This window comes from Microbacterium longlingense (assembly GCF_058349825.2).
Window position 1 is genome coordinate 268,120 of sequence record NZ_JBYRJA020000005.1, and the last position, 23,934, is coordinate 292,053.

Here is a 23,934-nt window from a genome sequence, read left to right on the forward strand (position 1 = left end):
AAGATCTACGAGGTTTGAACAGGTGATTATGCGCCCCCTTCTTGTGTTTGTGTCCGCGATCGCGGGTGGCATCGTCCTGCTGACGGGCTGCGCGGCGGCGACGTCAACCCCGCTGGAGGAGCTCCTCAGCAGTCCACCAGATGCCTCCGATATCCCTGCCATTGACATGGGGGAAGAGCTCGAGGTGCGCGAGGAGTCGATTCGACTCGTGGGCGAGGATTCTGGCGGTTTCCTTTATTATGTGGGGAAAAACATCAATGACGCCCCCTGCATCATCGTCATCATCAGTGCCGAGAAGGGGTGGAGAGCTTCGTGTGGCTCGCCGAGCAGTATGGTTTCCTCGTTCGAAGGCGTGTCGGTCAGTTTTATCGACACTCAATGGCCGACGACGGGGGAAACACGTGATGGTGTTGAAGAGCTCGAGGGAATAGTCCAGGTAGCTCGGTAGGTGTCCACCGCTCGTTTCGCACAGATCCCACCTCGGGTGCGAATCGGGTGGTAATCGGACGTGCTCTGCGGGTGTGGTCTCTTTCCGTGTCCGCTGCGGTGCGCCGGATGCCTCCGCAGCCGCCCATGCTCTCTCAGGCGATCGGCCACCAGGTGTTTCACGTGACCGTCGCGGCCTCGGCGGCGCCGTCGTGAGGTGCCGAGGCGCGATCGTGCGGGCGACAATCTCGGGCGGCTCCTGGCTCCTGCTTCCCGAGCCTTCTGACTCGCCGTTCTCCGGTTCCGGCTGCTGTGGGGTGTCACTGCGACGCGCTTTCACGGTGCCGCTGTGGACGCACCGCCGTGTCGCGTGGCCCGCGTGAGGACGATGAAGAGCACGAGGAGGAGGGCGCAGCAGACAGCGATCGCCCACAGGACAGGAGTCATGGCAGCGGCATAGACGGCGGCGTGCCCGGGCTGGCCGGCGGCGATCTGTTCGACCATTCCGGCGGCGGCGGGTTGTCTGCCGATCATGGCGGTCAGCAGGATCGCGTAGAGCGCGACGAAGAGGGCTTCGCTGCCGATGCGGAAGAAGTTCAGGATTCCCGCCGCGCGGCCCTGTGCGCTGTCGGGGATGAAGCTCAGGGCGCGTCCGTCGACGATGCCGAGCGGGAGGCCGAAGCCGAGTCCGGCGACGACCAGGATGACCGTGAGATACGGCAGGGATGTGTCGGGCGAGAAGCCGAGGAGTCCGAGCGGTGCCAGAACGAGGCAGAGGAGAGCGGCGCCGCACACGCCGATGTGGACGGTTTCGCCTCGGCCAGGTGCCCGGGCTTCGGCCTTCCGGCTGATGCTGTGGACCAGGGCGGGTGTGATGAGAACCGGGATGGTCATCGCGAGCATCATGAGTCCGGCCGTTCCCGGGGTCATGTTCTGCACGGCCTGGAGTGCCGCGGGCAGGTAGGTCAGCACGGTCACGAAACCGGCCGCGCCGGCAACGGGGACGACCAGCATCGCGAGGTAGCCGGGGTGCAGGAGGGAGCGTGCCCCGGAGCGCGTTCCCGGGGCGTCGCCGGCGCGGGCCGTGGGTGACGGGCTGTCCGGGGCGTCTCGGACGGTCGCACTGCCGACCAGCGACGCGAGCAGGAGTACGCCGTGCGCGGCGAAGACGCTGCGCCACCCGCCGACAGAGATGATGCCGCCGGCGATGGTGGGCCCGAGGGCGAGACCGAGGCCATTGATCGTGCCGAAGACGGCGAACGCTCGTGCGCGCCGCGCACCGTGGAACCGTTGTGAGATGAGGGCGGACGCCGAGGTGATGATCGCCGCCGCCCCGACGCCGGCCACGGCGCGGGCCGCGTCCAGGACGAGCAACGAGGGTGCGCTCATGCTCGCGGCGGAGGCCAGAATGCAGAGGACGACACCGATGACGAACGTCCTTGCATGCCCGAGACGATCGCTGACGAACCCCCACACGAGGGTGAAGACGGCGAAGGAGACGTTGAACGCGTTGACGACGCCCTGGAGCAGCGTCGCATCGGCCCCGAGCTCGCCGGAGATCGAGGGGAGGCCGACCGCCACGCCGGCGATTGCCAGCGGCGTGACGAACTGCGCGGCCAGAAGAACAGGGAGCAGCAGCGGGTGAGGCGACCGCCGCGCCGTGCCGCGCTCGGTGGGTGGCTGGTGTGCCGGGCCAGGGGGGCTCGCTGCCGGCGGTCGTGTGCTGGGCAGCTCCGATGACATGTGCGATCCTTCCAGGAGGTTCGATAGATGACGAACCTACTCTGCACGAGCATCAGGTACGATGCAAGTAGAACCTTGCTGTTGTGGAGAGGGGCGGATCGACGTGCCGACCGATGATCTCGAGCCGACCAAAGACGCGATGGACCTGGGCGTCGTCCTCGCCGCGGTGGCCGATCCGCTGCGTCGTCGGGTGATCCACGAGCTCGCCCTCAGCGAGGACGGGGTGGAGCGAACCTGCGCGAGCTTCGGGTTGCCCGTCTCGAAATCGACTCGGTCGCATCACTTTCGCGTGCTGAGAGAAGCGGGACTGGTGAAGCAGGTCGACCACGGCAACTTCAGCGGGGTCACCCTGCGCCGAGCCGACATCCACGAACGCTTCCCTGGACTGTTGGAGCTCATCTCGGACGAACTCCCGGCGAGCGAGTCGGGGCCCGCCGACACGGGCAGAGCCCCGCGGTCTTAGCCCGGCGCTTTTCGTGACATCGGCGACCAGCGGGTCAAGATGTCAGGTGCTGCTCGCGCAGCGCGGCCACCATGCTGTCGGGGTGCGCGTCGCGGGCGAGGCGTGCGGCGCCGTACAGGGCGGCGTCCGGGCCCAGCGCTGACCCGCGGATCTCGACGGGAGGGGTCTCTGCCCGAGCGAGGCGCTGCTGCAGATCCTCGACGAGCAGGCCGGTCGACTCCATTCCGCCGCCGAGGATGAAGGCGGTGGGCGCGAGGGTCCAGGCAAAGGTCGACAGGACCGGCTCGACGAGGTCGAGAAAGTCTCCGACGGCGGCCTGTGCTGCGGGGTCGCCGCCGGCGGCATCGCGCAGAACGGCCTCCGCGTCAGCACGGCGGGCGGGATCAGGGGAGGAGATCGCACCGACGGGAAGGGTCTCCATGGTGTGCAGGCCCATCGAACCCACCTGGACGATCTGGCCCGCCGCGCCGTGGTTGCCCCGGTGGAGGTTCTTGTTGATGACCAACCCGGCGCCCAGGCGAACGCCGGCGATGAGCCACACGAACGTCTCCTGGTCCTGAGCCGAGCCCAGCCACTGCTCGCCGAGGGCGGCGAGATTGGCGTCGTTGTCGACGGTGGGTCGCAGCCCGATCGCATCGTGGACGAGGTCACGCGGATCGAAAGCGGTCCAGGCCGGCTGATAGGGCACGTGCAGAACCGTGCCGTCGTCGTCGACCCGCCCGGTGACCGAGAGCGTCGCACCGAGGAGGTCGGTGGTCGGGATCGAGGAGGCGTCGATCAGCGAGGAGGCCAGCTCCGCGGCGGCCTGCGTGGTGCCGATCGGGTCGCCCATGTCGGCGATCTCGCGTTCGGCGCGGTGATGAACGGTGCCGCCCGCATCGATGATCGCCACCGATGCCGTGTGCGTGTCGAGCGCGATGGCGACGAACGCGGCCCGGGCCGGGTTGACCTGATACGTGCGCGGAGGGCGCCCGAGAGTCGACCCGGGTTCCGCAGACACCTCGAGCACCCACCGGTCTGCCACGAGCTGGTCGAGGATCAGCTCGGTGGTGCGGCGGGACAGCTGCACCTGTCGCACCAGCTGCGACATCCGCACGGGTTCGCGTCTCTGGAAGAGGGCCTGCAGGACGACGCGTGAGTTGATCTGTCGCATCGTCGCGAGGTCGACCGCTGACATCCCGGCTCCCTTCCGCCCGCTTCGCGCCGCCTTCTCGAACTCACCATTGTTCTGCATCGGGGTTAATGCTACAGTCTCACCAATTCCGCTACTGTGTAGCAGAAATGCGGGATTCCGGTCATGATCAGCTGTTGCGACGCCCGTCCGCGATGGCTCGTCGACCGACACCCACGAAGATCCCCAACGGTGAGGAGAAAGCATGAGTGATGAAGCAGTCGTCGACAGCGAAGTGGGGGAGATGGTTTCCCTCCTTCGCCGTCTGGGTGAGCGGGATGCCCTCCCCCACCCCGACGCCCGCCGCGTCGAACGGTTCGGGCGTCAGATGCTCAGCGTCGATCTGGGGTGCCCGTGGTACACCGGCACCCCGCTGTCGACCCTCGAAGAGCTCTCCGTGACGATCGACGGGACCCCGGTGCCTCCCGAGCGCATCTACGTCGAGCTCCGTGACCAGATCTTCAGCGCCTGGACCCTGCAGAGCGTCCACGAGGTCTGGTGGCACATGGGAGAACTCGCCGCTCTTCTGATCGACACCACCGATGCACCTGAGCTCGTCGCGGCTGGCTCGGCCGCGCTGCGTGTCGAGCTCCGCCTGCGCTCGGCGATGAGCTACGGCCTGCCCGGCGACGTCGTCAACTACACCTTCCAGCGAGAGATCGAGGTCACCTCATGAAGATCGGCGTCAGCCTCTACTCCTACGGGGCGGATATCCACGCACGGCGCATGACGGTCCGCGACGCCATCGACCATGCCGCGTCGCTCGGCATCGACGGCATCGAGATCATCGCGGAGCAGCACCTTTCCAACTGGGGACGCCCCCAGCTCCCGGAGCTCGCCGAGCTGCGCGACTACATCGCGGGCAAAGGCCTGGAGATCGCGAACTTCTCCTGCTATCTCAACGACCGGGTGCGCACGGATCGCGCGCAGACCGTCGAAGAGCTCATCGCCACGGCACGCCAGAGCATCGAGCTTGCGGCGTTCATGGGCGCCCGGGTGATCCGACCCGTCTACCTCAACCTGTCCGAGGTCAAGGGCGGTACGGAGGACTCGGCGCACGCCGAACGGGAAGGCGATCTGATCGAGATCATCCGGGCATCGCTGCCGCTCCTCGAGGAGAAGGGCATCACCTGGGCGCTGGAGATCCACGCCCCGTACCCGGTGGCGTACTACGCCGACGTCCTGAAGGCGATCGACTCCCCCTGGGTCAAGCTCCTGCCGGACTTCTCCTGCTGGCAGACCTCCGGCCTGCCATCGGAGTATCAGAACAACCCGATCTCGACCTTCGTCGACATCCTTCCCGACACGGTGCACTGCCACGGCAAGGGGCATGTCTTTGATGAGGAAGGCGAGGAGCCGCACACCCCCTACGCGGCGCTGCTCGGAGCGCTCGCCGACTTCGGCTACGAGGGCTTCGTGGTGGCGGAGTTCGAGGGATGGTGGATGGACGACATCGACAGCCGCGACATGGTCGAGAAGCACGTGCGCCTTCTGAAGCGGTACGCGCAGCGCTGACGTTCATCGGGGCTCCCGGCGCCCGGACCGGCCGGGAGCCCCGACCCCTCCGCCGCTGCGTGTGAACGCGCCGGCCCGCTCGTCCGCCCCAGAGCACACCCCACTCCCCATCCCGCATGCAAAGGAGCACTGCAATGAGTGGAAGTCCCGCCCCCGCCGGCCGCCTGGCCACCGAATCCGACCTGCCCGTCTCCCCCGATCGGATCTCGCGCTGGCTCCGGATCCGCCTGTCCGCGATGTGGTTCCTGGAGCAGTTCGTCGTGAGCTGCTGGATCGTCACCGTCGGTACGTACATGGTGTTCACGTTCGCGGCCAGCGGCAGCCAGATCAGCCTGGTCTTCATCGGGCAGTCGATCGGCACGATCCTCGCCGCCGTTCTCGTCGGCATCATCGCCGACCGGTTCCTCTCGGCGCGAACGGTTTTCGTGATCCTGCACCTCGGCGCTGCGGTGGCGATGTTCCTCGCCAGCACCGCACCCACCCTGCCGGTCTTCATCGGGATCGCGCTCGTGTACATGGTGCTCTACATGCCGACGCAGCCGCTGGCGAACGCGATCGTCTTCGATCAGCTCACCGACCCGGAGAAGCAGTTCCCCCTCATCCGTGTGTTCGGCACGATCGGCTGGATCTTCGGCGGCCTGCTGATCGGCTGGTTCGCGTGGGAGCAGAACGGCCAGCTGGAGCTGACGTTCGTGATGTCTGGCATCGGCTCCGTCGCGCTCGCGCTGTTCGGCATCTTCCTGCTGCCGAAGGCGGGACCCCGCCCCCCGCGCGTCAAGCAGTCCATCGCGAAGTCCCTCGGGCTCGATGCCCTCGCCCTGCTGAAGTCGCGTTCCTACCGGGTGTTCTTCATCGCCTCGATCCTGATCTGCATCCCCGTCGCCTTCTACAACAACTTCACCAACCTGTGGCTCAACGAGGTCGGGGTCGAGGGGGCGGCAGGCGTGCAGACGATCGCGCAGGTGTCGGAGGTGGTGTTCTTCCTCCTCATGCCGTTCCTCCTGGTGCGGTTCGGGCTGAAGAAGATGATGCTCATCGGGATGTTCGGCTGGGTGCTCCGCTTCGTGCTGTTCTCGTTCGGTGATGTCGGGACCTCGTACTGGATGGTGATCCTGGGGCTCGCGATCCACGGCCTCTGCTACGACTTCTTCTTCGTCAGCGGTCAGATCTACACCGACCGGTTCGCGCCGAAGAGCCTGCGCAGCTCGGCGCAGGGCCTGATCTTCACCGGTACCTACGGCGTCGGCTTCCTGATCGGTGCGGTCATCTCCGGTCCGATCGTCGACCTGTTCATCACGGAGGACGGCCACAACTGGCAGTACGTCTGGATCCTGCCGGCGGTGATCGCCGCCGTCGCCGCGGTGTTCTTCCTGATCGCCTTCCGGGAGAAGGAACGACCGGAGGCGACGGCCGGATGAGGGTGCCCCGGATGCGCGGCGCCTGACGCGGCTGAAGCAGCATCGCCCCGGTCCCCCGGAGAGTCCGCCGTCGCCCTCAGGCGGCGGACTCTCCGCGGATGATCTCCAGCCCGGCGCGATACGTCGTGACCTCGAAGTCGGGGAAGCGCGCGGCGAACTTCGATGCGTCGAAGAGGTTGTCGTACCGATAGCGCAGCAGCAACTCCCTCAGCTCGCGGGCCGGGGGAGAGACAAGCCCGGCGGCGGTCAGCGCCCAGCGCGGCAGCACCAGGGGTGCGGCATCGCGGTGGAAGACCGCGTTCGCCAGGTTGACGAACGCTCGATAGGTCAGCCGGTCATCATCGATGGGCAGATGCCAGGTCTGGCCGTACGCGTCCGGAGTGCTTCCCAGGAGCGCGAGCGCGCGACTGGCGTCCGGCGTCCAGATGAGTGAGCGCCTGCGGTCCGAGCGCACCGGCACGAAGGGTCTCTTGCCGGCGGCGATCCGGTCGACGATAAGCGTGTTGGTAAAGCTCTGGGTGCGACCGGGGCCGTAGAACTCCGGAGCGCGGGCGATGAGGACGGGAATCTCGCCCCTGGCCATCTCGTCGAGCACCATCCGCGTCATCTGCGCCCGGACCCGCCCTTTGCGGCCGACCGGAGCGAATGCCGTGTCCTCCGTCTGGACCCGATCGTCCTGCGGATACATATAGGTGTTGTCGAAGTACGCGAAGCTCGCGCCGGCTGCCCGGGCGGCCGCGAGGGCGTTCGCCAGCATCGTCGGGAACTGCTTCTCCCACAGCTCGGTGTTCGCCGGGAGCCCGGCGGTGAAGTAGACCACGGTGCTTCCCGCAACGGCCGCGGTGGTCTGTCCGGCGTCGAGCAGATCGGCGCTGACCACGTCGTCGGTGTCGTTCACCGCGCGCGGGTTGCGGCTGACCAGCCTGAGGTCGGTCGTGACGGTGCGGTTCAGCTCCCGCGCGAGCTCCACCGCGATCTGTCCGTTGGCTCCCAGAATCGTGTGCACGTCGGCCCCTCCTGCGCTATGTTTACAGTGCTCACATTTTATGAGGGGGAAGTAAGCAGTGTCAACATCAGCCGTCGCCGCCTATCACCACGGCGACCTCCGTGCGGCGCTCGTGTCCGCGGCCCGCGGGCTGCTGGAGTCGGGCGAGACGTTCTCGCTGCGCGCGGTCGCGCGCGCGGTCGGAGTCTCGCCCACCGCCCCGTACCGCCACTTCGCCGACCGCGACGCCCTGGAGTCCGCGGTGGCAGCCGAGGGCTTCCGCGACCTTCGCGACCTGCTCCTCCCCCACGACGACCTGCCGGCGTCACGAGAGGCGCTCCTCGAGTTCGCGGTCGTCTACGTGGCGTTCGCCGCCGAGCACCCCGCGCTGTTCCGCGCCATGTTCGGCAAGGAGTGCGACGACGCAGACGATGACCGCGTCCGCGCAGCTGCCGCCCTGCACGACCTGCTCGAGGGGGCCATCGCCCGGCTCTTCCCCGGTCGCGACGCGGAGCCGCTCGCGACCGGCCTCTGGGGCACCGCGCACGGCCTCGCCTTCCTCTACCTCGACGGCAAGCTGCGCGCAGCGTCGCCGGACGAGCGCGCCGAACGAGTGCGCGCGACCCTCGCCGCGCTCCTCTGACACACCCCACCGGACAGGAGAACCGATCATGACCAGACGCATCCTCCACGTGGTCACCAACGTCGGCCACTACGACGACCCGGACCACCCCACCGGACTCTGGCTCTCCGAGCTCACCCACGCGTGGGAGGTGTTCGAGGAGCGGGGCTTCGAGCAGATCATCGTCAGCCCGAGCGGCGGCAGGTCGCCGCTCGAACCGCGGTCGCTGAAGTTCCCCAACGATGACCGCACCGCCAAGGCCTGGCGTGCGGATCCCACCCGGACGGCGCTGCTGGAGAACACCCTCCGTCCGGACCAGGTCGACGCGGCCGAGGTCGACGCGATCTTCTTCACCGGCGGTCACGCGGTGATGTACGACTTCCCCGACAGCCCCGGCCTCCAGCAGCTCACCCGGGAGATCTGGGAACGCGGCGGCGTCGTCTCCTCCGTATGCCACGGCTACTGCGGCCTGCTGAACACGACGCTCTCCGACGGCTCGTTGCTCGTCGCCGGGCGCAAGCTCACCGGGTTCTCGTGGCGGGAGGAGGTGCTCGCGCGGGTGGACAAGCTGGTGCCGTACAACGTCGAGGAAGAGATGAAGAACCGTGGCGCGCGCTACGAGAAGGCCGTGCTGCCCTTCGTCTCCTACGCGGTCACGGATGGCAGGCTCGTCACCGGACAGAACCCCGGCTCCGCCAAAGAGACCGCGCAGAAGGTCGCCGCGCTCCTCTGAGGCCCAGGGGGAAACGGTGCATCCCGCCGGGAGGCGTCGGCGGCGACCCCGGGGCGGCGTGCAGCGGCGAGACTGGACGCATGGAGTTCACCGTCTTCACCGAGCCGCAGCAGGGCTACCGCTACGAGGACCAGCTGGCGTTCGCGCTCGCCGCGGAGGCGCACGGCTTCGACGCCTTCTTCCGCTCCGACCACTACATGCGCATGGGTGCCGGTGACCCGCTGCCCGGACCGACGGATGCGTGGACGACTCTGGCCGGCCTTGCACGCGAGACCTCCCGCATCCGGCTCGGCACCCTGGTCTCGTCCGCGACGCACCGGGTCCCCGCGATCCTGGCGATCCAGGTCGCTCAGGTCGACGCGATGTCGGGAGGCCGGGTCGAGTTCGGGCTCGGCACCGGATGGTTCGAGCAGGAGCACCGCGCCTACGGAATCCCCTTTCCGGAGAAGAGGTTCGGCCTGCTGGACGAGCAGCTCGCGGTGATCACGGGGCTGTGGAGCACACCCGTCGGAGAGACCTTCTCCTTCGCGGGAGAGCATTACACGCTGGACGCGGCACCCGCACTCCCGAAGCCGATGCAGGAGCGCATTCCTGTGATCGTCGGCGGAACCGGACCGCGACGCACACCGGAGATCACCGCGCGCTACGCGACCGAGGCCAACATCGGCTTCCGTGGCGAGGACGTCATCGCGCAGCGCATCCCGTTGCTGCGCTCCGCATGCGAGCGGGTCGAGCGTGATCCGGCGACGCTGAAAATCTCCGTGGCGCTCCCGACATTCGCCGGCGCGACGGAGGCCGACATCGCTCGTCGCGCGGAGGCCGTCGGCGTCGTCCCCGCCGATGTGCGCGATGGCGTCAACATCGTCGGCGGTCCGGACGAGATCGCCAGCAAGGTCGAGCGACTGCACGCCCTCGGAGTCGACCGGGTGCACTTCCAGCTGGTCGACCTGCGCGACGTCGACCATCTCGACTATCTCGGCACCGAGGTCCTTCCCCTGCTCCCCCGCTGAGCGAGCTCGCCGCCTGCCGGACGGTCAGCGCCGGTTCACATCGACCACCACGCGGCCGCGCACCGTGCCGTCGAGGAGGGCAGACGCGGTCGCGACGGCATCGCCCAGTCCGATCTCGTGCGCGATCAGGCCGAGCTTGTCCGGATCGAGGTCGGTTGCGAGCCGCTCCCAGGCCGTGACGCGTTCTTCGCGCGGGCACATCACGCTGTCGATGCCCACCAGCGTCACGCCGCGGAGGATGAACGGCGCAACCGACGCCGGCAGATCCATCCCGGCGGCAAGCCCGCACGCGGTGACCACACCGCGATACCTCATACCCGCGCAGATGTTCGCGAGCACATGGCTTCCTGCCACGTCCACGGCGCCGGCCCAGCGCTCCGTCGTCAGGGGTCTGCCTGGCTCGGCGAAGGCCGCGCGATCGAGCACCGCGGATGCGCCCAGCGCTCGCACGTAGTCCGCCTCTTCCGGCCGGCCCGTGATGGCGGCGACGGTGTAACCGAGCTTGGCGAGCACGGCGATCGCGACGCTCCCGACTCCCCCGGCTGCTCCGGTGACGGCGATCTCCCCCGCATCAGGGGTGAGGCCCTGACGTTCGAGGGCGAGCACGCACAGCATGGCGGTATAGCCGGCGGTGCCGATCGCGGCGGCCTGCGTCGGGGAGAACGCCTCGGGCAACGGCACAAGCCACTCGCCGCGCAACCGTGCTCGTTGCGCAAGGCCACCCCAGTGCCGCTCCCCCACGCCCCAGCCATTGAGCACGACCCGGTCGCCGACGGCGTGATCGGCGGACGCGCTGTGCTCCACGGTGCCCACCAGATCGATGCCGGGGACCATCGGGAACGTCCGAACGATCTTCCCGCGGCCGGTGATCGCCAGCGCATCCTTGTAGTTGAGGCCTGATCGCTCGACCCGTACCGTCACGTCGCCGTCTGGCAGGCGAGCCTCGTCGATCGTCTGCACGCCGGCGCGGTAGCCCGCCTCGTCGTTCTCGATCAGCAGTGCGTCGAACATGTCATCCCCGATCTGGCGCGCCCGTGGCGGCCTGGTCCCGCGCCCGCGACCAGGCTAGCCGCGCTGACCGACAGCGTGGCGCGTGGGGGGGTTGATCGGCACCAGCCGGTGCGGCCGGAGGGCGGCAGCCGACGCCACGCCGCCCTCTGATCGGGGACCGACGGGCCGAACCGTCCGCATATTCATGCCGATTACGGCATATATCGACTCCTGTTCGCAAGGCGGTCATTCTCGCTAGGCTGACCAGATGGACACCAGGATCGCCGCGTACGCCGTGATCCGTGACGCCGATGAGCGGTTGCTCCTCTCCCATTGGATCGAGGGGCGTCGGACGGCGTGGACGATGCCGGGCGGCGGCCTGGAGCCGGGCGAGGACCCGGAGGACGCCGTGCGCCGCGAGGTGTGGGAGGAGACCGGGTACCGCGTGGAGCTCGACGGCCTCCTCGGCATCCACTCCGCCGTGATCCCGGCCAGCAGGCGCATCTCCCCGGATGCCGTCAACCCCCTGCACACCCTGCGCATCATCTACGCCGCGCACATCGTGGGCGGCACGCTCCGCTTCGAGGAGGACGGCTCGACCGACATGGCCGCCTGGTTCGAGTTGAGTGCCGTCGACGAGCTGCAACGGGTCAAGCTCGTCGACATCTCGCTGCGGATGGCGGGCATCCTCCGCTGAGCCCGCCGGTGTGGCCACGGTGTCGGGCGTGGGTCTCGCCTCGGCCACGCCGCATTCCCGTCGCGATCGGTCGGGCATCGAGCGATTGTGACTCAGGGCGATAAAGCCCGGGTTCTTTCTTGGAAAACGGTGATCCGTGTGGAACACTGAGGCCGACGCGCCCCGATGGAGCGCGTCGGCAGACCGGGGGGACTGTGACTCAAGCAAAAGACGCGCATGCGGCGACCGTCATCCATGAGTGGGTAACGGGCCGGCGCACGGTCGTGGACCGGATCTTCTTCGTGGAGGGTGCATCCGCGGTGCCGGAGGTCGCCGCGTTCGTCTCTGAGCGCGATGCGATCATCGCGCCCGTGGATGCGGACGCTGCCGCGGCACGCGGAACCGTCATCAGCTCGGCCGGAACGTTTCGTGAGATGGGCGATCAGCTCTTCTTCGGATCCCTCAGCGTCGAGCTCCAGGACTACGCCGCAGCCGGCTTCGTCGACGTCCGCCAGCCAACGGTGGTGCGGTTCCGGGACGAGGCCGGGTGGCGACTATTCCTGGATGATGCCGACCTTGCCAGACAGACGGGCGTCTTCCCGCCGTCGGTCATCGACGGGCGACTGCAGCTCGCCGATCGGGAGGCGCTCTGGGCTCCGCTCACGGCCGGCCGGCCGGTGTCCGTGCACATCGCGGCGGACGGCACGGTCAGCCTGGGCGCACAGGGTCGTCCGATCGGGGTCCTGAGCGAGCTGGCCCGACTGCTCGACGAGCAGTACCCGCGTCTCGACGAGCTCACCGGCGTCGTCGATCCCGTGTCGCTGATCGCCGAAGTGGCTGCGCGGCCATGGCTGCGGCGCTTCCTGCACGCCGCAGATCTTGTGCGGGCGCTTGAGCTACGCGACGGAGAACGGATCGCCGGTTTCGGAGACCCAGCCGACCAGGGCACCCACGATGACGGTGCCGACGCGGAACCTCACCCCACTGACCCTTTCCTCGTGGTCGGGGAAGATCAGACGCTGCTCGCGGATCCGGGGACGCGCCGCAGGCAGCGCCTGTCGCCTTCTGCGGCGGATGTCGTTGCCATCGTCCAGACCTCGAGCACGTATGAACGGGCGATGCACCGGGTCTCCGAACGGGTCGGCGTTGAGACGACGGATGCGGGCGCACTCTGCGAACAGGCGGTACGCGAGCTCGGAATACATCTCGGAGAGCCAGCGCCGACGCCGGCTCGGCTTCCCGCCGGCGGCCTGCCAGCGGAAGGCTGACCATGCCCGACCTCACGGCCCTCTGGCCGGCGATGCTTCCGGCCGACCGCCTATTCACCGACCGGGAGACCGCCGTCGGAGCCCGCGGCCATCGCATCTCGTACGCGGACGGCTCCGAGCGGCTCTGCGCAACGAGCGGCCTCTGGAACGTGCCGCTCGGCTACGGCAATCCCGCCGTCGCCGAGGCGGTGGCGCGCGCCACACGCGACGCGTCCTACTTGACGCTCTTTCGCGGACCGCACCGTCTCGCGGCGGAAGCGGCGGATGCCCTCGTGGCGGCTGCCGGTGCGGGTTCGTACCGTCGCGTCGTCTTCGCGACATCGGGCGGCTCGGCCGTCGATGCCACGATGAAGCTCGCACGACAGTACTGGGCGCAGCGAGGTCGCCCGGACCGCACGATCATCGTCGGACTGAGGGGCAGCTACCACGGCACGATGTACGGCGGGCACGGGCTCAGCGGCGATGATCTGCTCCAGCAGGCGTATGCGGTGGACGGACGGGCGGTCCGTCACGTCGCGGTCGACGACGGTGACGAGCTACACGCGCTGATGATGCGCGAGGGCGACCGGGTCGCGGCCGTTGTCGTGGAGCCGGTCCTCGGCAGTGGAGCGTTCGTGCTGTCGCCCTCGTTCCTCCGGGCCGTCGTCGCGTTGCGCGAGCACTTCGGATTCCTCCTCGTCGCCGATGAGGTCGCGACCGGATTCGGCCGAACGGGCCCGCTCTTCGCATCGACCGTGTGGACGCGCCCGCCGGACATGATGATCCTCTCGAAGGCGCTCACGAACGGGGCGATGGCGGCGGCCGCCGTTCTCGTGGGGAGCCGTGTGGCGGGGGCATTCGCCGAGGGCGGGTGGACGTTCGTCCACGGCGAGACCCAGGCGGGAACACCGGTGTGCGCTGCAGCCATCCTCGCCATGCTTGCCGAGATCGAGCGGACTGACGCAGTGGGGCGGTCCGCGGTGCTCAGCGAGAGGCTCCGTGCCCTGGTCGACGCCCTCGTGCGCGACGGGCTGGCCGTCGGCTCCCGCGGCAGAGGATGCTTCCTGGCTGTGCAGCTCGCAGGGGTCGCCGGGGCACCGCTGAGCGCGTCTGACGTGCTGGAGGTCGTGGCCGCCATCGCCGAGATCGGCGTGAATGTGCAGCCGATGCCCGGAGGCATCGGCGTGATTCCGGCGTTCGGCTATACGGACGCAGAGCTGGCGGAGCTCGACCGCGGCATCCGCCGCGGTCTCGCCGCATTCGCCATGCGACGGGCGGAGGGGGAGCAGTGAGCGCTCCTGCGCCCGGGCACCGCTCGCTGACCCGCCTCCAGGTGGCTGCGGCAGCACCCGAACTCGATCGGCTGCTCAGCGATCCGTCGACGGTGGCCGTTGTCGACGCGCGCCTTGTCGGCGCGATGAAGGGGGTCATCCGACGGCCGCTCGCCGCGCAGATGCTCGCTCTGGATCCCGCATCGAGTGACGCCGACGCGATCGTCGCTCTGGGCCGGCGGCTGCAGGAACGCCGGACGCAGACGATCATCGCTTTCGGCGGAGGCACGGTGATCGACGCAGTGAAGATCGCTGCGTTGTCGATCGGCACGCCCGCGCTGCTCTCCTATCTTCTCTCCCACGCCACCGGGTCGCCCGTCACCTTCCTGCCTCCGGCGCGGAGCGCCGATGTCCTGGCCGTCCCGACGACCATCGGCACCTCCGCAGAGGTCAGCGCGGTCGCGATCCTCAAAAACAGCGGCGGCTACCGCCTCGTGGTGGGGGAGCGGCTGCGCCCGCGCCGGGCCATCCTCGACGTCAGCATGTTCGGGTCGCTCTCCACCGCCGCCGTGTTCGAAGGGGCGTTCGAGGCGCTCTTGCGGGTGGCCGGGGCCAGCACGAGCCGGTATCAGGATCCGAGAGCGCGTGCGGACGCGTCGGCCCTCGGCGGTGCTCTGGTCGCCGCCGTCGAGAGTGACCGCGCTGCCTCCCCCGTCACGCGCCTGCGCATCGCGCGGCTGGGTGCAGCGACGCAGAGGACCGCGGCGCTGCGCGGCATCGAGCGCTATGCGGCCCGCCACTGGTACGTGGCCAACGAGGTGTCGTTCCACCTGGGTGTTCGCAAGATGACGGCGACCGCGGCGATCGTCCCCGAGATCTGGCGCAGGATCGAAGACGGTGATCGACGCTGGGGCGACCGCGCGAGCCTCCGGCGGTTCTGGGAGCCGATTAGCCGGGCGAACCACCTCCCCGAAGCGCCGGACGACGGCATCCGGGCCCTCATCGACATGTGGTCGATCGCACGGCCCCGACAGCCAGAGGCGTGGCGGATCTCTCGGATGGCTCGCGCGATCTGCACGACCTGGGGACACGCGCGTCCCGGCGTGCTGCGGCATATCGGCGTGCCGGAGATGACGGATGTCCTCGGTGCCGCCCGGTGGAGGGGCGACACCGCATGAGAGCGACGAATCGAGAGGGGGTGATTGTGGTGACAGAAAAGACGGGCGCAGGGCTCCTGGAGTTCGAGGAGCTCGACGCGATGGACGCTCCGAGCTGGGAGAGCTTCTACCAGGGGGTCCTGGTGGGGCTCACCATCGTCGGCGGTGCTTTGGCGCTGACCTGACGAGAAAAGCCGACGACGTGAGGAAGGAGGTGAATGGTATGGCTACTGCACACGCAGCGGTGCTCGCTTTCGTCGAGCTTGAGGCGATGGACGCCCCCGATGATGCTCAGGACTGGATGCGGGGCGTCACGTTGGGGATGCTGCTGGGTCTGATCGCGCTGACGTAGAACCGAGCTCGCCGTTCACGCGAGCGCACGCGCTTCGCAAACATTTCAGAGCAGAAAACCCAGAAGAGAGGAGGTGTCCCATGGCCACAGGCATGCAGCTCCAGTTCGAGGAGCTTGACGCTCTCGATGCTCCGCTGGAGTGGTGGGAGCACATCGGCTATATCGTCTCGATCCTTGCCGGGACGGTGGCGATCGCCACCTGAAAAACGGTTGCGGACGAGTGCCCGACTCGTTCGCAACCCCGGGTACGACCACCGACAACCGATCGATCACCGCAGGACACGAAAGGAACGCGCTATGCAGAGGCTGCTGACAGCATCGGTCCGCGAGCGACTCGCACGCTGCGACGTTCGCGCGGTGGCACAGGATTTCTACGATGGCGATGGCGCAGAAATCTACGAGCGCTTCGTCGGTCCGGACCGGAGCGAAGTGCGCGAGATCCTGACGTTCGCGCGAGCGGCGCCCGGGCCGGTTCTCGACATCGCCGCCGGCGGGGGCCGGCTGACCATCCCGCTTCTGCGCGCGGGCAAGGAGGTTACGGCTCTGGACCTCTCGGAGGACATGCTGGGGCACCTCCGTCGCGCGGCCGGCGGACATCCGGCGCTACGCATCGTCTCCGGCGACATGACAGACTTCGATCTCGGGCGGCGATTCTCGCTCGCGGTGCTCGGTGCCACATCGGTGTCGCTGTTGGGCGCATCGGGCCGACGCGGACTCTACGCGGCCGTCCGACGGCACCTGGTCGAGGGTGGGCGTTTCGTGCTGTCGGCGCCGACGGATGAGGCGGCTGACCGGCTGGCGGTCGACGACGACACGGTGGTCGAGCTTCCCGGCGCCTCGGGGCCGGAGGCGATTCTCATCTCTCAGCAGGCGTGGCCCTCGGGAGAGGAGCGCCTGATCAACCTCATCCGCCTGGCGGAGCTGACCCCGCGCGCGGCGCCGGCGATCGTCTACACCAGTCGGCTGCGCATCCTGCGGCCCGCAATGCTCGCGGCGGAGCTCGTCGCCGCGGGATTCGAGGTTCCCGAGATTCACGAGATCACCGGCTCCACAACGGCATCCGCATCCGGCATGGTGCTGCTCGAGGCGGAGAGCCGGGGCGAAGCATGAGCGGGGGCGTGAGCGCCCCCGACGTGTGGCACGAGACACCAGCGCTCGCCGCGACCGTCAGCATCGGCGAGAACACGGCCGGCGAGTCGGGCAGTGGTGCAGCCGACGACGCACCGCTGCGCATCGTGGCGATCGAAGGAGTGCCGCGCTCGCGGGTGTCGGCCACGGTGGCAGACCTGTTGCTGGCCATGGACGGACGTGTCACGCTGAAGGAACTTCGGTCGTCGTTGGCTCCGGATGTCGCGGAGGAGGACTTCCTTGACCTCGTCGGCCGATTCCGGCGCAGCGGGCTCATCGCGGGATTCGAGCGCCGGCCGCCCGGGCGGGTGTCGTTCCTGCCCCCGATGACCCTCCAGTTGGCGACGCTGCGCGCACCGGCGTTGTTCGCTGTTTTCGCGCGGCGACTGGGCTGGATCGGCCGGATCGATGGGCGCTGGTTCGCCGCCGCGATAGCGGTGATCGCCTCAGCGGGGGCAGTGGCGGCAATCGGCCTGCGCGACGACATCGTGCGGCTGGTCTCGTCTCCCATCCCCCTCGCGCCGCTTCTCATCGCGTGTGGCGTACTCGTGCTGGCGACCCTGGCGCACGAACTCGGTCATGGACTCACGCTCACGAAGTACGGAGAGAGCCCTCGGCGCGCCGGGGTGATGCTGCTCTATCTCGCTCCTGCCTTCTTCGTGGACGTGACGAACGGGTGGCGACTCCCCGAGCGCGCCCAGCGTGTGGCGGTCGCCCTCGCCGGTCCCGCGGTGCACGTTGCGCTGAGCGGCGGGAGTTTCCTGCTGGCGTTCGCCGCGGGGCCTGGGGATGCGCGGAGCGCGCTGCTCTTCGTCGGGCTCGCATCGTTCGGCATCGTCTTGGTCAACCTCATCCCGTTCGTGCGCTTCGACGGGTACCTCGCCCTGATGAGCTGGCTCGATGAGCCGGGGCTGCGCGCCAGGGCGATCGCTGACGCACGTTCTGCCCTTCGGCGCGTGCTCCTGGGCGCCCCGCGTGAGCCGCATCGTCTGACCAGATGGTGGAGTGTCCCGTTCGGTATCCTCAGCGTCCTCGCGCCGGTCGTCCTCGTGGCATCGGCGCTGTGGCGCGCGTCACGGATGCTGAGCGGCGGCGGGCCGATCGCCGCCGCCGTCTTGCTCCTCGGGGGGCTCCTCGTCGTCGGGGTGATGGGGTTTCTGACGTGCCGTGCCGTGGTGCGTGCGTGGCTTTCTGGTGTGAGCAGGGTCCGGTTGGTCGCTGTCTTCTGCGGGATTCTCGCCGTGGGGGCGATGGCCGGTACGACGGTGGTGCTTCCGGTGACGGCGACGGCTGGCTACGAGCTGCGCGACCGCACCATCCACCTCGTGTCGCCGACGGCGGCGGCCGCGCTGCCGGCGGGAGCGCGCGTCGAGCTCTTCACGAGCGGCATTCTGCTTGACATCGCCGTGGGGTCGGGGCTTCTCGACCCGGACGAGCCCATCGAGCGAATGATCCCGATCGGGGCCGTGCTTCCGGTGGAGATGCCGGATGGGTCGACGCACGGCTACCGCGTCGGCACCGTCCGGCAGGCATCGATCGCGCCGAACGCTCCATCGACAGGCCGCGCGACGATCCATCTGGGTTCCGAGAACGCATGGCAATGGGCCACGAGGGTGCTCGTGTTCGAACCGCTGCGCGCTGTCGCTCCCGACCTCTTTCAGATAGGAGAACAATGACGGATTCCTCTGCCATCGAGGCACGAGATCTGAGCAAGCGTTACGGCGGGCGGCTCGTCGTCGACAGCGTGTCCTTCGCCGTGCCGCGGGGGTCGATCGTCGGCCTGCTGGGGCCGAACGGGGCGGGCAAGTCGACGACGCTGCGGATGCTGGTCGGGCTGGTCTCGCCCTCGTCCGGTGCGGCCCTGGTCGAAGGCCGCCCGTTCCGAGCGTTGAAGACGCCAGCGCACGTCGCGGGGGTGCATATGGACGGCTTCGGGTTCGAGATGGGCTTCACCGCACGGAGGCATCTGGAGCTTGCCCGGCTCGCCGCAGGAATGCCGCGCGGGCGCATCGACGAGGTCCTGGCGCAGGTGGGCCTGGAGCAGGTGGCCGGTGATCGGGTGAAGACGTTCTCGACCGGAATGATCCAGCGCCTCGGCCTCGCAACGGCGCTGATCGGAGCCCCGCGGATTCTCATCCTGGATGAGCCGGCGAACGGTCTCGACCCCGACGGTATCCGCTGGCTGCGGCGGGCGCTGCGATCGTTCGCCGACGCCGGGGGCACAGTGCTGGTGTCGAGTCATCAGCTGGCGGAGCTCGAGCAGACCGTCGACGAGGTGGTCGTCATGAAGCGCAGACTCCTCTATGCCGGACCGCTCGAGGCGTTGATCGCTGGCGGCGATGCGTCACTCGAGGAGCGCTATTTCGAGCTCGTGGAAGAGGATCAGGCATGACCGGCGTGATCAGGGCCGAGCTGGTGCGCGCGGTCAGCGGATGGGTCTTCCTGGGAGTCCTCGGGTTCGTCGTGCTGGTGCCGTACATGATCCTCGTGTCGACGCAGGCCGACTCTGGCCTCGAACAACTCGGGGCGCACGCAGCGACTCAGCGCGTGTTCGAGGCTGCCGGGTGGGCGTTCGTGACGGCGATGTTCGTCGGCGCCTACACGGTCACCCGCGAGACCTACTATCGATCGCTGGAGCGCACCGTCACCTCGGTGGGTCTCATGCGTACGTTCGCCGCGAAGACCATCGCCGGCGCGATCATGGGGACGGGGCTGGGCATCGTCGGCGTCGGGGTCTGGGCCGGTGCGACAACGCTCATCCTCGCGCGCGCCGAGCTCGCTTTCGATCCGGGACCCCGGGTGTGGTCGGCGGCGGCCGGTGCGGTGCTCGGCGCGCTGCTGGGCGGCGCGATGGGTGCGGCGATCGGCTGGCTGGTGCGTGACTACTATGCGACCGCGGGGATCGTGCTGCTCATGCCTCTCCTGGTCGACTTCCTGCTGACCCGTGTCGCACCACAGATCGCCGCATACTCGCCCGGGATGGTACTCGCGTCTCTCTCGGGTGCGACGGTGCGTGGGGAGGTGCTTCCGTTCGCGCAGGGTCTGCTCGTTTCGGTCGCCTGGGTGGTCGTGCTGCTCGTCGCGGCATTCCTGGCCACGCGGCGGCGGAGAGCATGATGCTGCCGGCGGTGCGAGCGCGGTTCCAGGCGCTCCGTCACGACCCGGTCCTCCTGGTGACCGCGGCCGTTGCCGCCGGGATGGTCGCGAGCTCGTTCATCACCACGCCCACCGGGCTCGCGCAGGCGCCGCACGCGGTGCGTGCCGTGTTCGCTGAGCAGATCGGTGTTCTCGTCATGGTCTCGGCGGCCGTCATCGGGGCGATCTACGGATCGTTCCGGTACACGATCGACGATCGTGACGGCGTCATCGCACGTCAGGCCACGCTCGTCTCTCGATGGGAGGTCATCGCGGCACGAGCGCCGGTCACCGCCATCGGCGGAGCCGTGGTGGCACTCGCCGGAGCCGGGGTCGCGCAGGTGGCGCTCATTCTCGTGGCCGGCGGATCTTCGCTGGGTTGGCACCCCTTCGCGGCCTGTCTGTGCGCCGGGGCCGCGGCGGCCCTCTGGGGACTCTGCCTGGGAGTGCTCATCCGGCACCATCTGCTCGCGCTCGTCGTCGTGCCGCTATCGGTGGGCGTCGCGCTGCCTCTCGCCTCCGTCATGCCCGCGCTGGCGGGGTGGCTTCCGCTCCCGATGCTCGCGCGGGCGCTGGGAATCGACCTGAGCATGCTCGGCCTGACGTCGGAATCCGGCCCGGGGAGGGCTGCTGCGGGGATGGTGCTCGTCGCCGTGCTGGGAGCCGCCGCCGGGGCGGCGTTCTGGCGCTTCCTTCGTTCCGACGTCGCGCCGGCCCGGCTGGTGCGCTGAGTGCCGGGAGGAGCAGGCGGAGCCGGGGCAATCCGCGCTTCGCGGTTCGAGTTGCCCGCAAACATACCGCCAACGGCATCGAGATGATCAGGTTGGGGGAGTGGCCGGCTCCGGCTCGGTGATATCCGCAATCACTGCACCATAGGCGGAGAGGAGGGCAGCGGAGTCGACGAACAGGTTGTAACCCGGCGTGCCAGCGCCCATGCCGATTCTGCCATCGATGCTCGAATCGGCATATATCGGCCAGGCGGTTGAGCTGCCGATGGGGACGATCGCCCCTCGGGGGTAGCCGGTGGCGGCGAGAGCGAGCTCGGGCTCGGGAAGTCGCAGCCGGTTGACGCCGACCGTCGCGCGGAGCTTGGGCCACGAGATCCGCCGGCCGCCGGGCACGAGAGCGAAGAGGTACGAGTCATCGTGACGCTTCACGACGAGCGTCTTCACAATGCTCGACGCGGGTACGCCCAGGCCCGCCGCGGCCTCAAAGAGGTCGCGTGCGGGCGGACGCTCGACGATGTCAATCGAGAGGCCGCGCTCGGCGGCCGCGTTCAGAACGCGGTCGTGCGTCACGCTTCCGGGTCGGCGAGCGGGTCGTCAGCCACCCAGAGCTCGTCATCGGCGCGCAGCGTCTGCCAGGCGGCGGCGAGAACGCCGATCGCGGCAACGGCACCGAGCACGATGGCGACGATCGCGCCCGTGCTCGGGCGGTTCTTCTGGGGCACGACGACGGCGGGCACACCACCGCGACGCTGGTTGGCCACATCCCAGACGTGCATCGCGGTGCCAACGACACCGCCGACGGCAGGAACGACCTTGTCATCGATGACGTGGCGGCTGAAGCGCGTCGTCCGGTCGACGACCGGGGCGACGTGACGCTCGTAGCTGTCCTGCACGGCAGGAACGACCTGCTCGCGGTTGAGCTTGCCCAGCTGTCTGCCCGCCTCACGGGCGACGTCGGCCGCCTGGCCGACGAGGTGCTGCTGCTCCCCCCACAGACGGTTCGCGTCGTTCTGGAGGCGGCGCAGTTCCTTCTTGCGCTTACGGCTGAGGCTCACGGTGGTCTCCCTCGTGCGTCGGAACCCATGCATGTCATGCATCCGGTGACTCCATCTTGCCACGCGACCCTTGAGATGAGCAGGGAACGAGCGCAATCCGTCATGCGCCTGCGAGAATGGACGCATGCCTCACACCACGCATGTCGCAACCCTGCACACCAACCACGGAGACATCGTCGTCAACCTCTACGGAGATCACGCTCCCCGCACCGTGAAGAACTTCGTCGGTCTTGCCGACGGTTCGCAGGCGTGGACCCACCCGGCCACCGGCGAGCCGGGCGAGGGCCCCCTCTACAAGGATGTGATCTTCCACCGGATCATTCCCGGCTTCATGATCCAGGGCGGCGACCCGCTCGGCCAGGGTGTCGGTGGTCCGGGTTACAACTTCGACGATGAGATCAACGCAGAGCTCAACTTCTCCGGCCCGTACGTGCTCGCCATGGCCAACGCCGGCAAGCGCATGAACGCCATCACCGGCAAGGCCGAGGGCACCAACGGCTCGCAGTTCTTCATCACCACGGACCCGACCCCGTGGCTGCAAGGCAACCACACGATCTTCGGCGAGGTCGCGGACGACGACTCGCGCAAGGTCGTCGACGCGATCGCCGCCGTGCCCACCGGTGCGGGGGACCGCCCGGTGGAGCCGGTCGTCATCAGCTCGATCGACGTCGTCGCGGCCTGATCCGACGCAACCAGGCGGGCAGGGTGCGTGAGCCCCGCCCGGTGATTCAGCCGATTCCGGAGGCCGGGAGCAGATGACAACGCCGCAGTTCGCAGGCAACCGCGACAACTTCTGCTACCGGCACCCGGATCGGCGGAGCTTCGTGCTCTGCCAGCGCTGCACCCGCACGATCTGCCCGGAGTGCCAGACGCCCGGTCCGGTCGGCGTGGTGTGCCCGGAGTGCATGAAGGCGCAGCGCAAGGCGGAGACGCCCGCTCAGCGCTTCGCCCGCTCACGCAATCGCGCCGTGGGCGGTCCGCTCGTGGCGACCAACGTGATCATGGCGATCACCGCCGTCGTGAGTCTTGCGCAGATGATCCCCGGTCTCGGCGGGCAGATCACCAATGCGCTGATGTTCTACGCGCCGTTCCTCTACCCGCAGCTCTCTGGGTTCCCCTTCGAGCCGTGGCGGCTGTTCACCGCGGTCTTCGTGCACGGCGGTCTCTGGCACCTCGCCCTGAACATGTTGGCGCTGTGGATGCTGGGGCGCACCCTCGAGCCGATGCTCGGTCGCACCCGTTACGTCGCGCTCTACTTGCTGAGCGGTCTGGGTGGTTCGGTGGCGGTCGCCCTGATCGCCCCGCTGACACCGGTCGTCGGGGCGTCCGGCGCGGTTTTCGGACTGTTCGGAGCCCTGCTGGTGATCGGGCGTCACCTCGGCGCCAACATGACCAGCCTCGCCGTCGTCCTCGGCTTCAACCTGGTGATCGGGTTCATCCCGTCCATGGGGATCGCCTGGCAGGCGCACATCGGCGGCCTGGTGGTCGGAGCGCTCGCTGGCCTGGTCTTCATTCGCACCCGCCCGCGCGAGAAGCGCGGCCTGCAGATCGCCCTCCTGTCGACGATCGCCGCGGTCCTCCTGGTGCTGGTTTTCGTGGTGCCGCCCCTCTTCCTGACCCGCTGACCCCCACCCCTCCCCGCGAGCGGCCACGTTGTGTCGCCAATCGCGGAGATTGGCGACACAACGTGGCCGCTCGCGGGGAGGACGAGCCGGGACGGCGGAGTTATCCACAGCAGTTGTCCACATGGGGAGAGAATGACAACGGTGTGATTCGCGGACGACGAGGGGGATGACGAAGGCCCCCGCGGAAGCGGAGGCCTTCGTCATACGAGGGGGCGGAGTCAGCGCCAGCGTGTGGTCATGATGAAGCCGATGAGGGCGATGCCCAGGCCGATCAGCAGGTTCCAGGCTCCGATGCCCGGAATCGGGAACTGCGTTCCGCTGATGTAGAACACCAGGATCCACACCAGGCCGAGCAGCATGAAGCCCACCATGACCGGCTTGAACCACACCGGGTTGGGCGCTGGCTCGCCTGCGCGGCGCTCGACGACGGGCTCTTCGTTGGATCGGCTGGAAGGTGCCATGCCCCCATCCTACTGACGACGCC

General features: G+C 68.6%; 29 protein-coding genes. 22 read left to right on the forward strand and 7 right to left on the reverse strand.

The features are described 5' to 3' along the window. The first annotated feature begins 22 nt into the window (after positions 1-22). Positions 23-448, forward strand: coding sequence for a hypothetical protein (locus AC3RXY_RS09530; RefSeq protein ID WP_491510672.1), 426 nt, complete (start codon positions 23-25; stop codon positions 446-448). A 314-nt stretch (positions 449-762) separates the two neighbouring features. On the opposite strand, the gene AC3RXY_RS09535 is transcribed toward AC3RXY_RS09530, so the two are convergent. Next, positions 763-2,169 carry an MFS transporter gene (locus tag AC3RXY_RS09535; RefSeq protein ID WP_491510673.1) on the reverse strand — a complete coding sequence of 469 codons (1,407 nt, stop codon included), beginning with the start codon at positions 2,167-2,169 and terminating at the stop codon, positions 763-765. A 103-nt stretch (positions 2,170-2,272) separates the two neighbouring features. On the opposite strand from AC3RXY_RS09535, the gene AC3RXY_RS09540 reads away from it, so the two are divergent. After that, positions 2,273-2,632 (forward strand): ArsR/SmtB family transcription factor, encoded by a 360-nt coding sequence (locus tag AC3RXY_RS09540; protein WP_491510674.1) that lies wholly within the window; start codon positions 2,273-2,275, stop codon positions 2,630-2,632. Positions 2,633-2,666: 34 nt separating this feature from the next. Here the strand turns inward: AC3RXY_RS09540 and AC3RXY_RS09545 are convergent, their stop codons facing one another. Then, positions 2,667-3,809, reverse strand: coding sequence for an ROK family protein (locus AC3RXY_RS09545; RefSeq protein ID WP_498224623.1), 1,143 nt, complete (start codon positions 3,807-3,809; stop codon positions 2,667-2,669). 199 nt (positions 3,810-4,008) lie between these two features. On the opposite strand from AC3RXY_RS09545, the gene AC3RXY_RS09550 reads away from it, so the two are divergent. The 3 genes from AC3RXY_RS09550 (at position 4,009) to AC3RXY_RS09560 (ending at position 6,736) form a co-directional block, all read left to right on the forward strand. After that, complete coding sequence (locus AC3RXY_RS09550) at positions 4,009-4,479, forward strand: C-glycoside deglycosidase beta subunit domain-containing protein (RefSeq protein ID WP_491510676.1); 471 nt, start codon at positions 4,009-4,011, stop codon at positions 4,477-4,479. Next, positions 4,476-5,318 carry a sugar phosphate isomerase/epimerase family protein gene (locus AC3RXY_RS09555; RefSeq protein WP_491510677.1) on the forward strand — a complete coding sequence of 281 codons (843 nt, stop codon included), beginning with the start codon at positions 4,476-4,478 and terminating at the stop codon, positions 5,316-5,318. The genes AC3RXY_RS09550 and AC3RXY_RS09555 overlap by 4 nt, the downstream gene beginning before the upstream one ends. Before the next feature lie 134 nt (positions 5,319-5,452). Further along, positions 5,453-6,736: an MFS transporter gene (locus AC3RXY_RS09560; RefSeq protein ID WP_491510678.1), complete on the forward strand. Its 1,284-nt coding sequence runs from the start codon at positions 5,453-5,455 to the stop codon at positions 6,734-6,736. Between the two features lie 76 nt (positions 6,737-6,812). On the opposite strand, the gene AC3RXY_RS09565 is transcribed toward AC3RXY_RS09560, so the two are convergent. Next, the gene (locus AC3RXY_RS09565) at positions 6,813-7,742 is read right to left on the reverse strand and encodes an NAD-dependent epimerase/dehydratase family protein (RefSeq protein WP_491510679.1); all 930 of its coding nucleotides are present in this window, start codon (positions 7,740-7,742) and stop codon (positions 6,813-6,815) included. 58 nt (positions 7,743-7,800) lie between these two features. Here AC3RXY_RS09565 and AC3RXY_RS09570 point away from each other — a divergent pair, with 58 nt between their 5' ends. The 3 genes from AC3RXY_RS09570 to AC3RXY_RS09580 all read left to right on the forward strand — a co-directional run bounded on the left by AC3RXY_RS09570 (position 7,801) and on the right by AC3RXY_RS09580 (position 10,086). After that, entirely contained in the window at positions 7,801-8,364 is a 564-nt protein-coding gene (locus tag AC3RXY_RS09570; RefSeq protein WP_491510680.1) for a TetR/AcrR family transcriptional regulator, read from the forward strand. A 28-nt stretch (positions 8,365-8,392) separates the two neighbouring features. Continuing rightward, positions 8,393-9,076, forward strand: coding sequence for a type 1 glutamine amidotransferase domain-containing protein (locus AC3RXY_RS09575; protein ID WP_491510681.1), 684 nt, complete (start codon positions 8,393-8,395; stop codon positions 9,074-9,076). An 80-nt stretch (positions 9,077-9,156) separates the two neighbouring features. Beyond that, on the forward strand, positions 9,157-10,086 hold the full coding sequence (locus AC3RXY_RS09580) for an LLM class F420-dependent oxidoreductase (RefSeq protein ID WP_491510682.1): 930 nt from the start codon (positions 9,157-9,159) through the stop codon (positions 10,084-10,086). Between the two features lie 24 nt (positions 10,087-10,110). Here AC3RXY_RS09580 and acuI read toward each other — a convergent pair whose 3' ends face one another. After that, positions 10,111-11,097 carry an acrylyl-CoA reductase (NADPH) gene (acuI, locus tag AC3RXY_RS09585; RefSeq protein ID WP_491510683.1) on the reverse strand — a complete coding sequence of 329 codons (987 nt, stop codon included), beginning with the start codon at positions 11,095-11,097 and terminating at the stop codon, positions 10,111-10,113. Positions 11,098-11,344: 247 nt separating this feature from the next. Here acuI and AC3RXY_RS09590 point away from each other — a divergent pair, with 247 nt between their 5' ends. From AC3RXY_RS09590 to AC3RXY_RS09645, 12 genes are all read left to right on the forward strand, one after another. After that, positions 11,345-11,773, forward strand: coding sequence for an NUDIX hydrolase (locus tag AC3RXY_RS09590; RefSeq protein WP_491510684.1), 429 nt, complete (start codon positions 11,345-11,347; stop codon positions 11,771-11,773). Positions 11,774-11,967: 194 nt separating this feature from the next. Beyond that, a complete protein-coding gene (gene mpaB / locus AC3RXY_RS09595; protein ID WP_491510685.1) occupies positions 11,968-13,020 on the forward strand; it encodes a daptide biosynthesis RiPP recognition protein in 1,053 nt (350 codons plus the stop codon). Between the two features lie 2 nt (positions 13,021-13,022). Continuing rightward, a complete protein-coding gene (gene mpaD, locus AC3RXY_RS09600) occupies positions 13,023-14,291 on the forward strand; it encodes a daptide-type RiPP biosynthesis aminotransferase (protein ID WP_491510686.1) in 1,269 nt (422 codons plus the stop codon). After that, positions 14,288-15,448, forward strand: a complete 1,161-nt coding sequence (locus AC3RXY_RS09605) for an iron-containing alcohol dehydrogenase (protein WP_491510687.1) — start codon at positions 14,288-14,290, stop codon at positions 15,446-15,448. The genes mpaD and AC3RXY_RS09605 overlap by 4 nt, the downstream gene beginning before the upstream one ends. A 29-nt stretch (positions 15,449-15,477) precedes the next feature. After that, positions 15,478-15,612: an MpaA1 family daptide-type RiPP gene (gene mpaA1, locus AC3RXY_RS09610; RefSeq protein ID WP_498224624.1), complete on the forward strand. Its 135-nt coding sequence runs from the start codon at positions 15,478-15,480 to the stop codon at positions 15,610-15,612. A 38-nt stretch (positions 15,613-15,650) separates the two neighbouring features. Continuing rightward, positions 15,651-15,779, forward strand: a complete 129-nt coding sequence (gene mpaA2, locus AC3RXY_RS09615; RefSeq protein ID WP_491510689.1) for an MpaA2 family daptide-type RiPP — start codon at positions 15,651-15,653, stop codon at positions 15,777-15,779. Between the two features lie 80 nt (positions 15,780-15,859). Beyond that, complete coding sequence (gene mpaA3 / locus AC3RXY_RS09620) at positions 15,860-15,982, forward strand: MpaA3 family daptide-type RiPP (protein WP_491510690.1); 123 nt, start codon at positions 15,860-15,862, stop codon at positions 15,980-15,982. 94 nt (positions 15,983-16,076) lie between these two features. After that, entirely contained in the window at positions 16,077-16,889 is an 813-nt protein-coding gene (gene mpaM / locus AC3RXY_RS09625; RefSeq protein ID WP_491510691.1) for a daptide-type RiPP biosynthesis methyltransferase, read from the forward strand. Between the two features lie 8 nt (positions 16,890-16,897). Next, positions 16,898-18,583 (forward strand): daptide biosynthesis intramembrane metalloprotease, encoded by a 1,686-nt coding sequence (mpaP, locus tag AC3RXY_RS09630; protein WP_491510692.1) that lies wholly within the window; start codon positions 16,898-16,900, stop codon positions 18,581-18,583. Next, complete coding sequence (locus AC3RXY_RS09635) at positions 18,580-19,299, forward strand: ABC transporter ATP-binding protein (protein ID WP_491510693.1); 720 nt, start codon at positions 18,580-18,582, stop codon at positions 19,297-19,299. Before mpaP ends, AC3RXY_RS09635 begins: the two co-directional genes overlap by 4 nt. Next, positions 19,296-20,024 carry an ABC transporter permease gene (locus tag AC3RXY_RS09640; protein WP_491510694.1) on the forward strand — a complete coding sequence of 243 codons (729 nt, stop codon included), beginning with the start codon at positions 19,296-19,298 and terminating at the stop codon, positions 20,022-20,024. Before AC3RXY_RS09635 ends, AC3RXY_RS09640 begins: the two co-directional genes overlap by 4 nt. Continuing rightward, positions 20,021-20,773 carry a hypothetical protein gene (locus AC3RXY_RS09645; protein ID WP_491510695.1) on the forward strand — a complete coding sequence of 251 codons (753 nt, stop codon included), beginning with the start codon at positions 20,021-20,023 and terminating at the stop codon, positions 20,771-20,773. The genes AC3RXY_RS09640 and AC3RXY_RS09645 overlap by 4 nt, the downstream gene beginning before the upstream one ends. An 87-nt stretch (positions 20,774-20,860) precedes the next feature. Here AC3RXY_RS09645 and AC3RXY_RS09650 read toward each other — a convergent pair whose 3' ends face one another. Together AC3RXY_RS09650 and AC3RXY_RS09655 are read right to left on the reverse strand one after the other, a co-directional pair. Then, positions 20,861-21,340 (reverse strand): aminoacyl-tRNA deacylase, encoded by a 480-nt coding sequence (locus tag AC3RXY_RS09650; protein WP_491510696.1) that lies wholly within the window; start codon positions 21,338-21,340, stop codon positions 20,861-20,863. Further along, complete coding sequence (locus AC3RXY_RS09655) at positions 21,337-21,825, reverse strand: DNA helicase (RefSeq protein WP_491510697.1); 489 nt, start codon at positions 21,823-21,825, stop codon at positions 21,337-21,339. The genes AC3RXY_RS09650 and AC3RXY_RS09655 overlap by 4 nt, the downstream gene beginning before the upstream one ends. Before the next feature lie 124 nt (positions 21,826-21,949). Between AC3RXY_RS09655 and AC3RXY_RS09660 the strand changes: the two genes are divergently transcribed. Next, positions 21,950-22,507 (forward strand): peptidylprolyl isomerase, encoded by a 558-nt coding sequence (locus AC3RXY_RS09660; RefSeq protein ID WP_491510698.1) that lies wholly within the window; start codon positions 21,950-21,952, stop codon positions 22,505-22,507. Between the two features lie 73 nt (positions 22,508-22,580). Continuing rightward, positions 22,581-23,450 (forward strand): rhomboid family intramembrane serine protease, encoded by an 870-nt coding sequence (locus tag AC3RXY_RS09665; protein WP_491510699.1) that lies wholly within the window; start codon positions 22,581-22,583, stop codon positions 23,448-23,450. 218 nt (positions 23,451-23,668) lie between these two features. Here AC3RXY_RS09665 and AC3RXY_RS09670 read toward each other — a convergent pair whose 3' ends face one another. Then, complete coding sequence (locus AC3RXY_RS09670; protein ID WP_491510700.1) at positions 23,669-23,911, reverse strand: cell division protein CrgA; 243 nt, start codon at positions 23,909-23,911, stop codon at positions 23,669-23,671. Positions 23,912-23,934 lie beyond the last annotated feature (23 nt).

Bases quoted from the DNA above. Each gene is read 5' to 3' on its own strand.
- AC3RXY_RS09545 (WP_498224623.1), bottom strand. From the start codon at position 3,809: ATGTCAGCGGTCGACCTCGCGACGATGCGACAGATCAACTCACGCGTC.
- AC3RXY_RS09660 (WP_491510698.1), top strand. From the start codon at position 21,950: ATGCCTCACACCACGCATGTCGCAACCCTGCACACCAACCACGGAGAC.
- AC3RXY_RS09645 (WP_491510695.1), top strand. From the start codon at position 20,021: ATGATGCTGCCGGCGGTGCGAGCGCGGTTCCAGGCGCTCCGTCACGAC.
- AC3RXY_RS09670 (WP_491510700.1), bottom strand. From the start codon at position 23,911: ATGGCACCTTCCAGCCGATCCAACGAAGAGCCCGTCGTCGAGCGCCGC.
- AC3RXY_RS09575 (WP_491510681.1), top strand. From the start codon at position 8,393: ATGACCAGACGCATCCTCCACGTGGTCACCAACGTCGGCCACTACGAC.
- AC3RXY_RS09550 (WP_491510676.1), top strand. From the start codon at position 4,009: ATGAGTGATGAAGCAGTCGTCGACAGCGAAGTGGGGGAGATGGTTTCC.
- AC3RXY_RS09590 (WP_491510684.1), top strand. From the start codon at position 11,345: ATGGACACCAGGATCGCCGCGTACGCCGTGATCCGTGACGCCGATGAG.
- AC3RXY_RS09635 (WP_491510693.1), top strand. From the start codon at position 18,580: ATGACGGATTCCTCTGCCATCGAGGCACGAGATCTGAGCAAGCGTTAC.
- mpaD (WP_491510686.1), top strand. From the start codon at position 13,023: ATGCCCGACCTCACGGCCCTCTGGCCGGCGATGCTTCCGGCCGACCGC.
- acuI (WP_491510683.1), bottom strand. From the start codon at position 11,097: ATGTTCGACGCACTGCTGATCGAGAACGACGAGGCGGGCTACCGCGCC.
- mpaA2 (WP_491510689.1), top strand. From the start codon at position 15,651: ATGGCTACTGCACACGCAGCGGTGCTCGCTTTCGTCGAGCTTGAGGCG.
- AC3RXY_RS09640 (WP_491510694.1), top strand. From the start codon at position 19,296: ATGACCGGCGTGATCAGGGCCGAGCTGGTGCGCGCGGTCAGCGGATGG.
- AC3RXY_RS09555 (WP_491510677.1), top strand. From the start codon at position 4,476: ATGAAGATCGGCGTCAGCCTCTACTCCTACGGGGCGGATATCCACGCA.
- AC3RXY_RS09535 (WP_491510673.1), bottom strand. From the start codon at position 2,169: ATGTCATCGGAGCTGCCCAGCACACGACCGCCGGCAGCGAGCCCCCCT.
- AC3RXY_RS09665 (WP_491510699.1), top strand. From the start codon at position 22,581: ATGACAACGCCGCAGTTCGCAGGCAACCGCGACAACTTCTGCTACCGG.
- mpaM (WP_491510691.1), top strand. From the start codon at position 16,077: ATGCAGAGGCTGCTGACAGCATCGGTCCGCGAGCGACTCGCACGCTGC.
- mpaA3 (WP_491510690.1), top strand. From the start codon at position 15,860: ATGGCCACAGGCATGCAGCTCCAGTTCGAGGAGCTTGACGCTCTCGAT.
- AC3RXY_RS09580 (WP_491510682.1), top strand. From the start codon at position 9,157: ATGGAGTTCACCGTCTTCACCGAGCCGCAGCAGGGCTACCGCTACGAG.
- AC3RXY_RS09560 (WP_491510678.1), top strand. From the start codon at position 5,453: ATGAGTGGAAGTCCCGCCCCCGCCGGCCGCCTGGCCACCGAATCCGAC.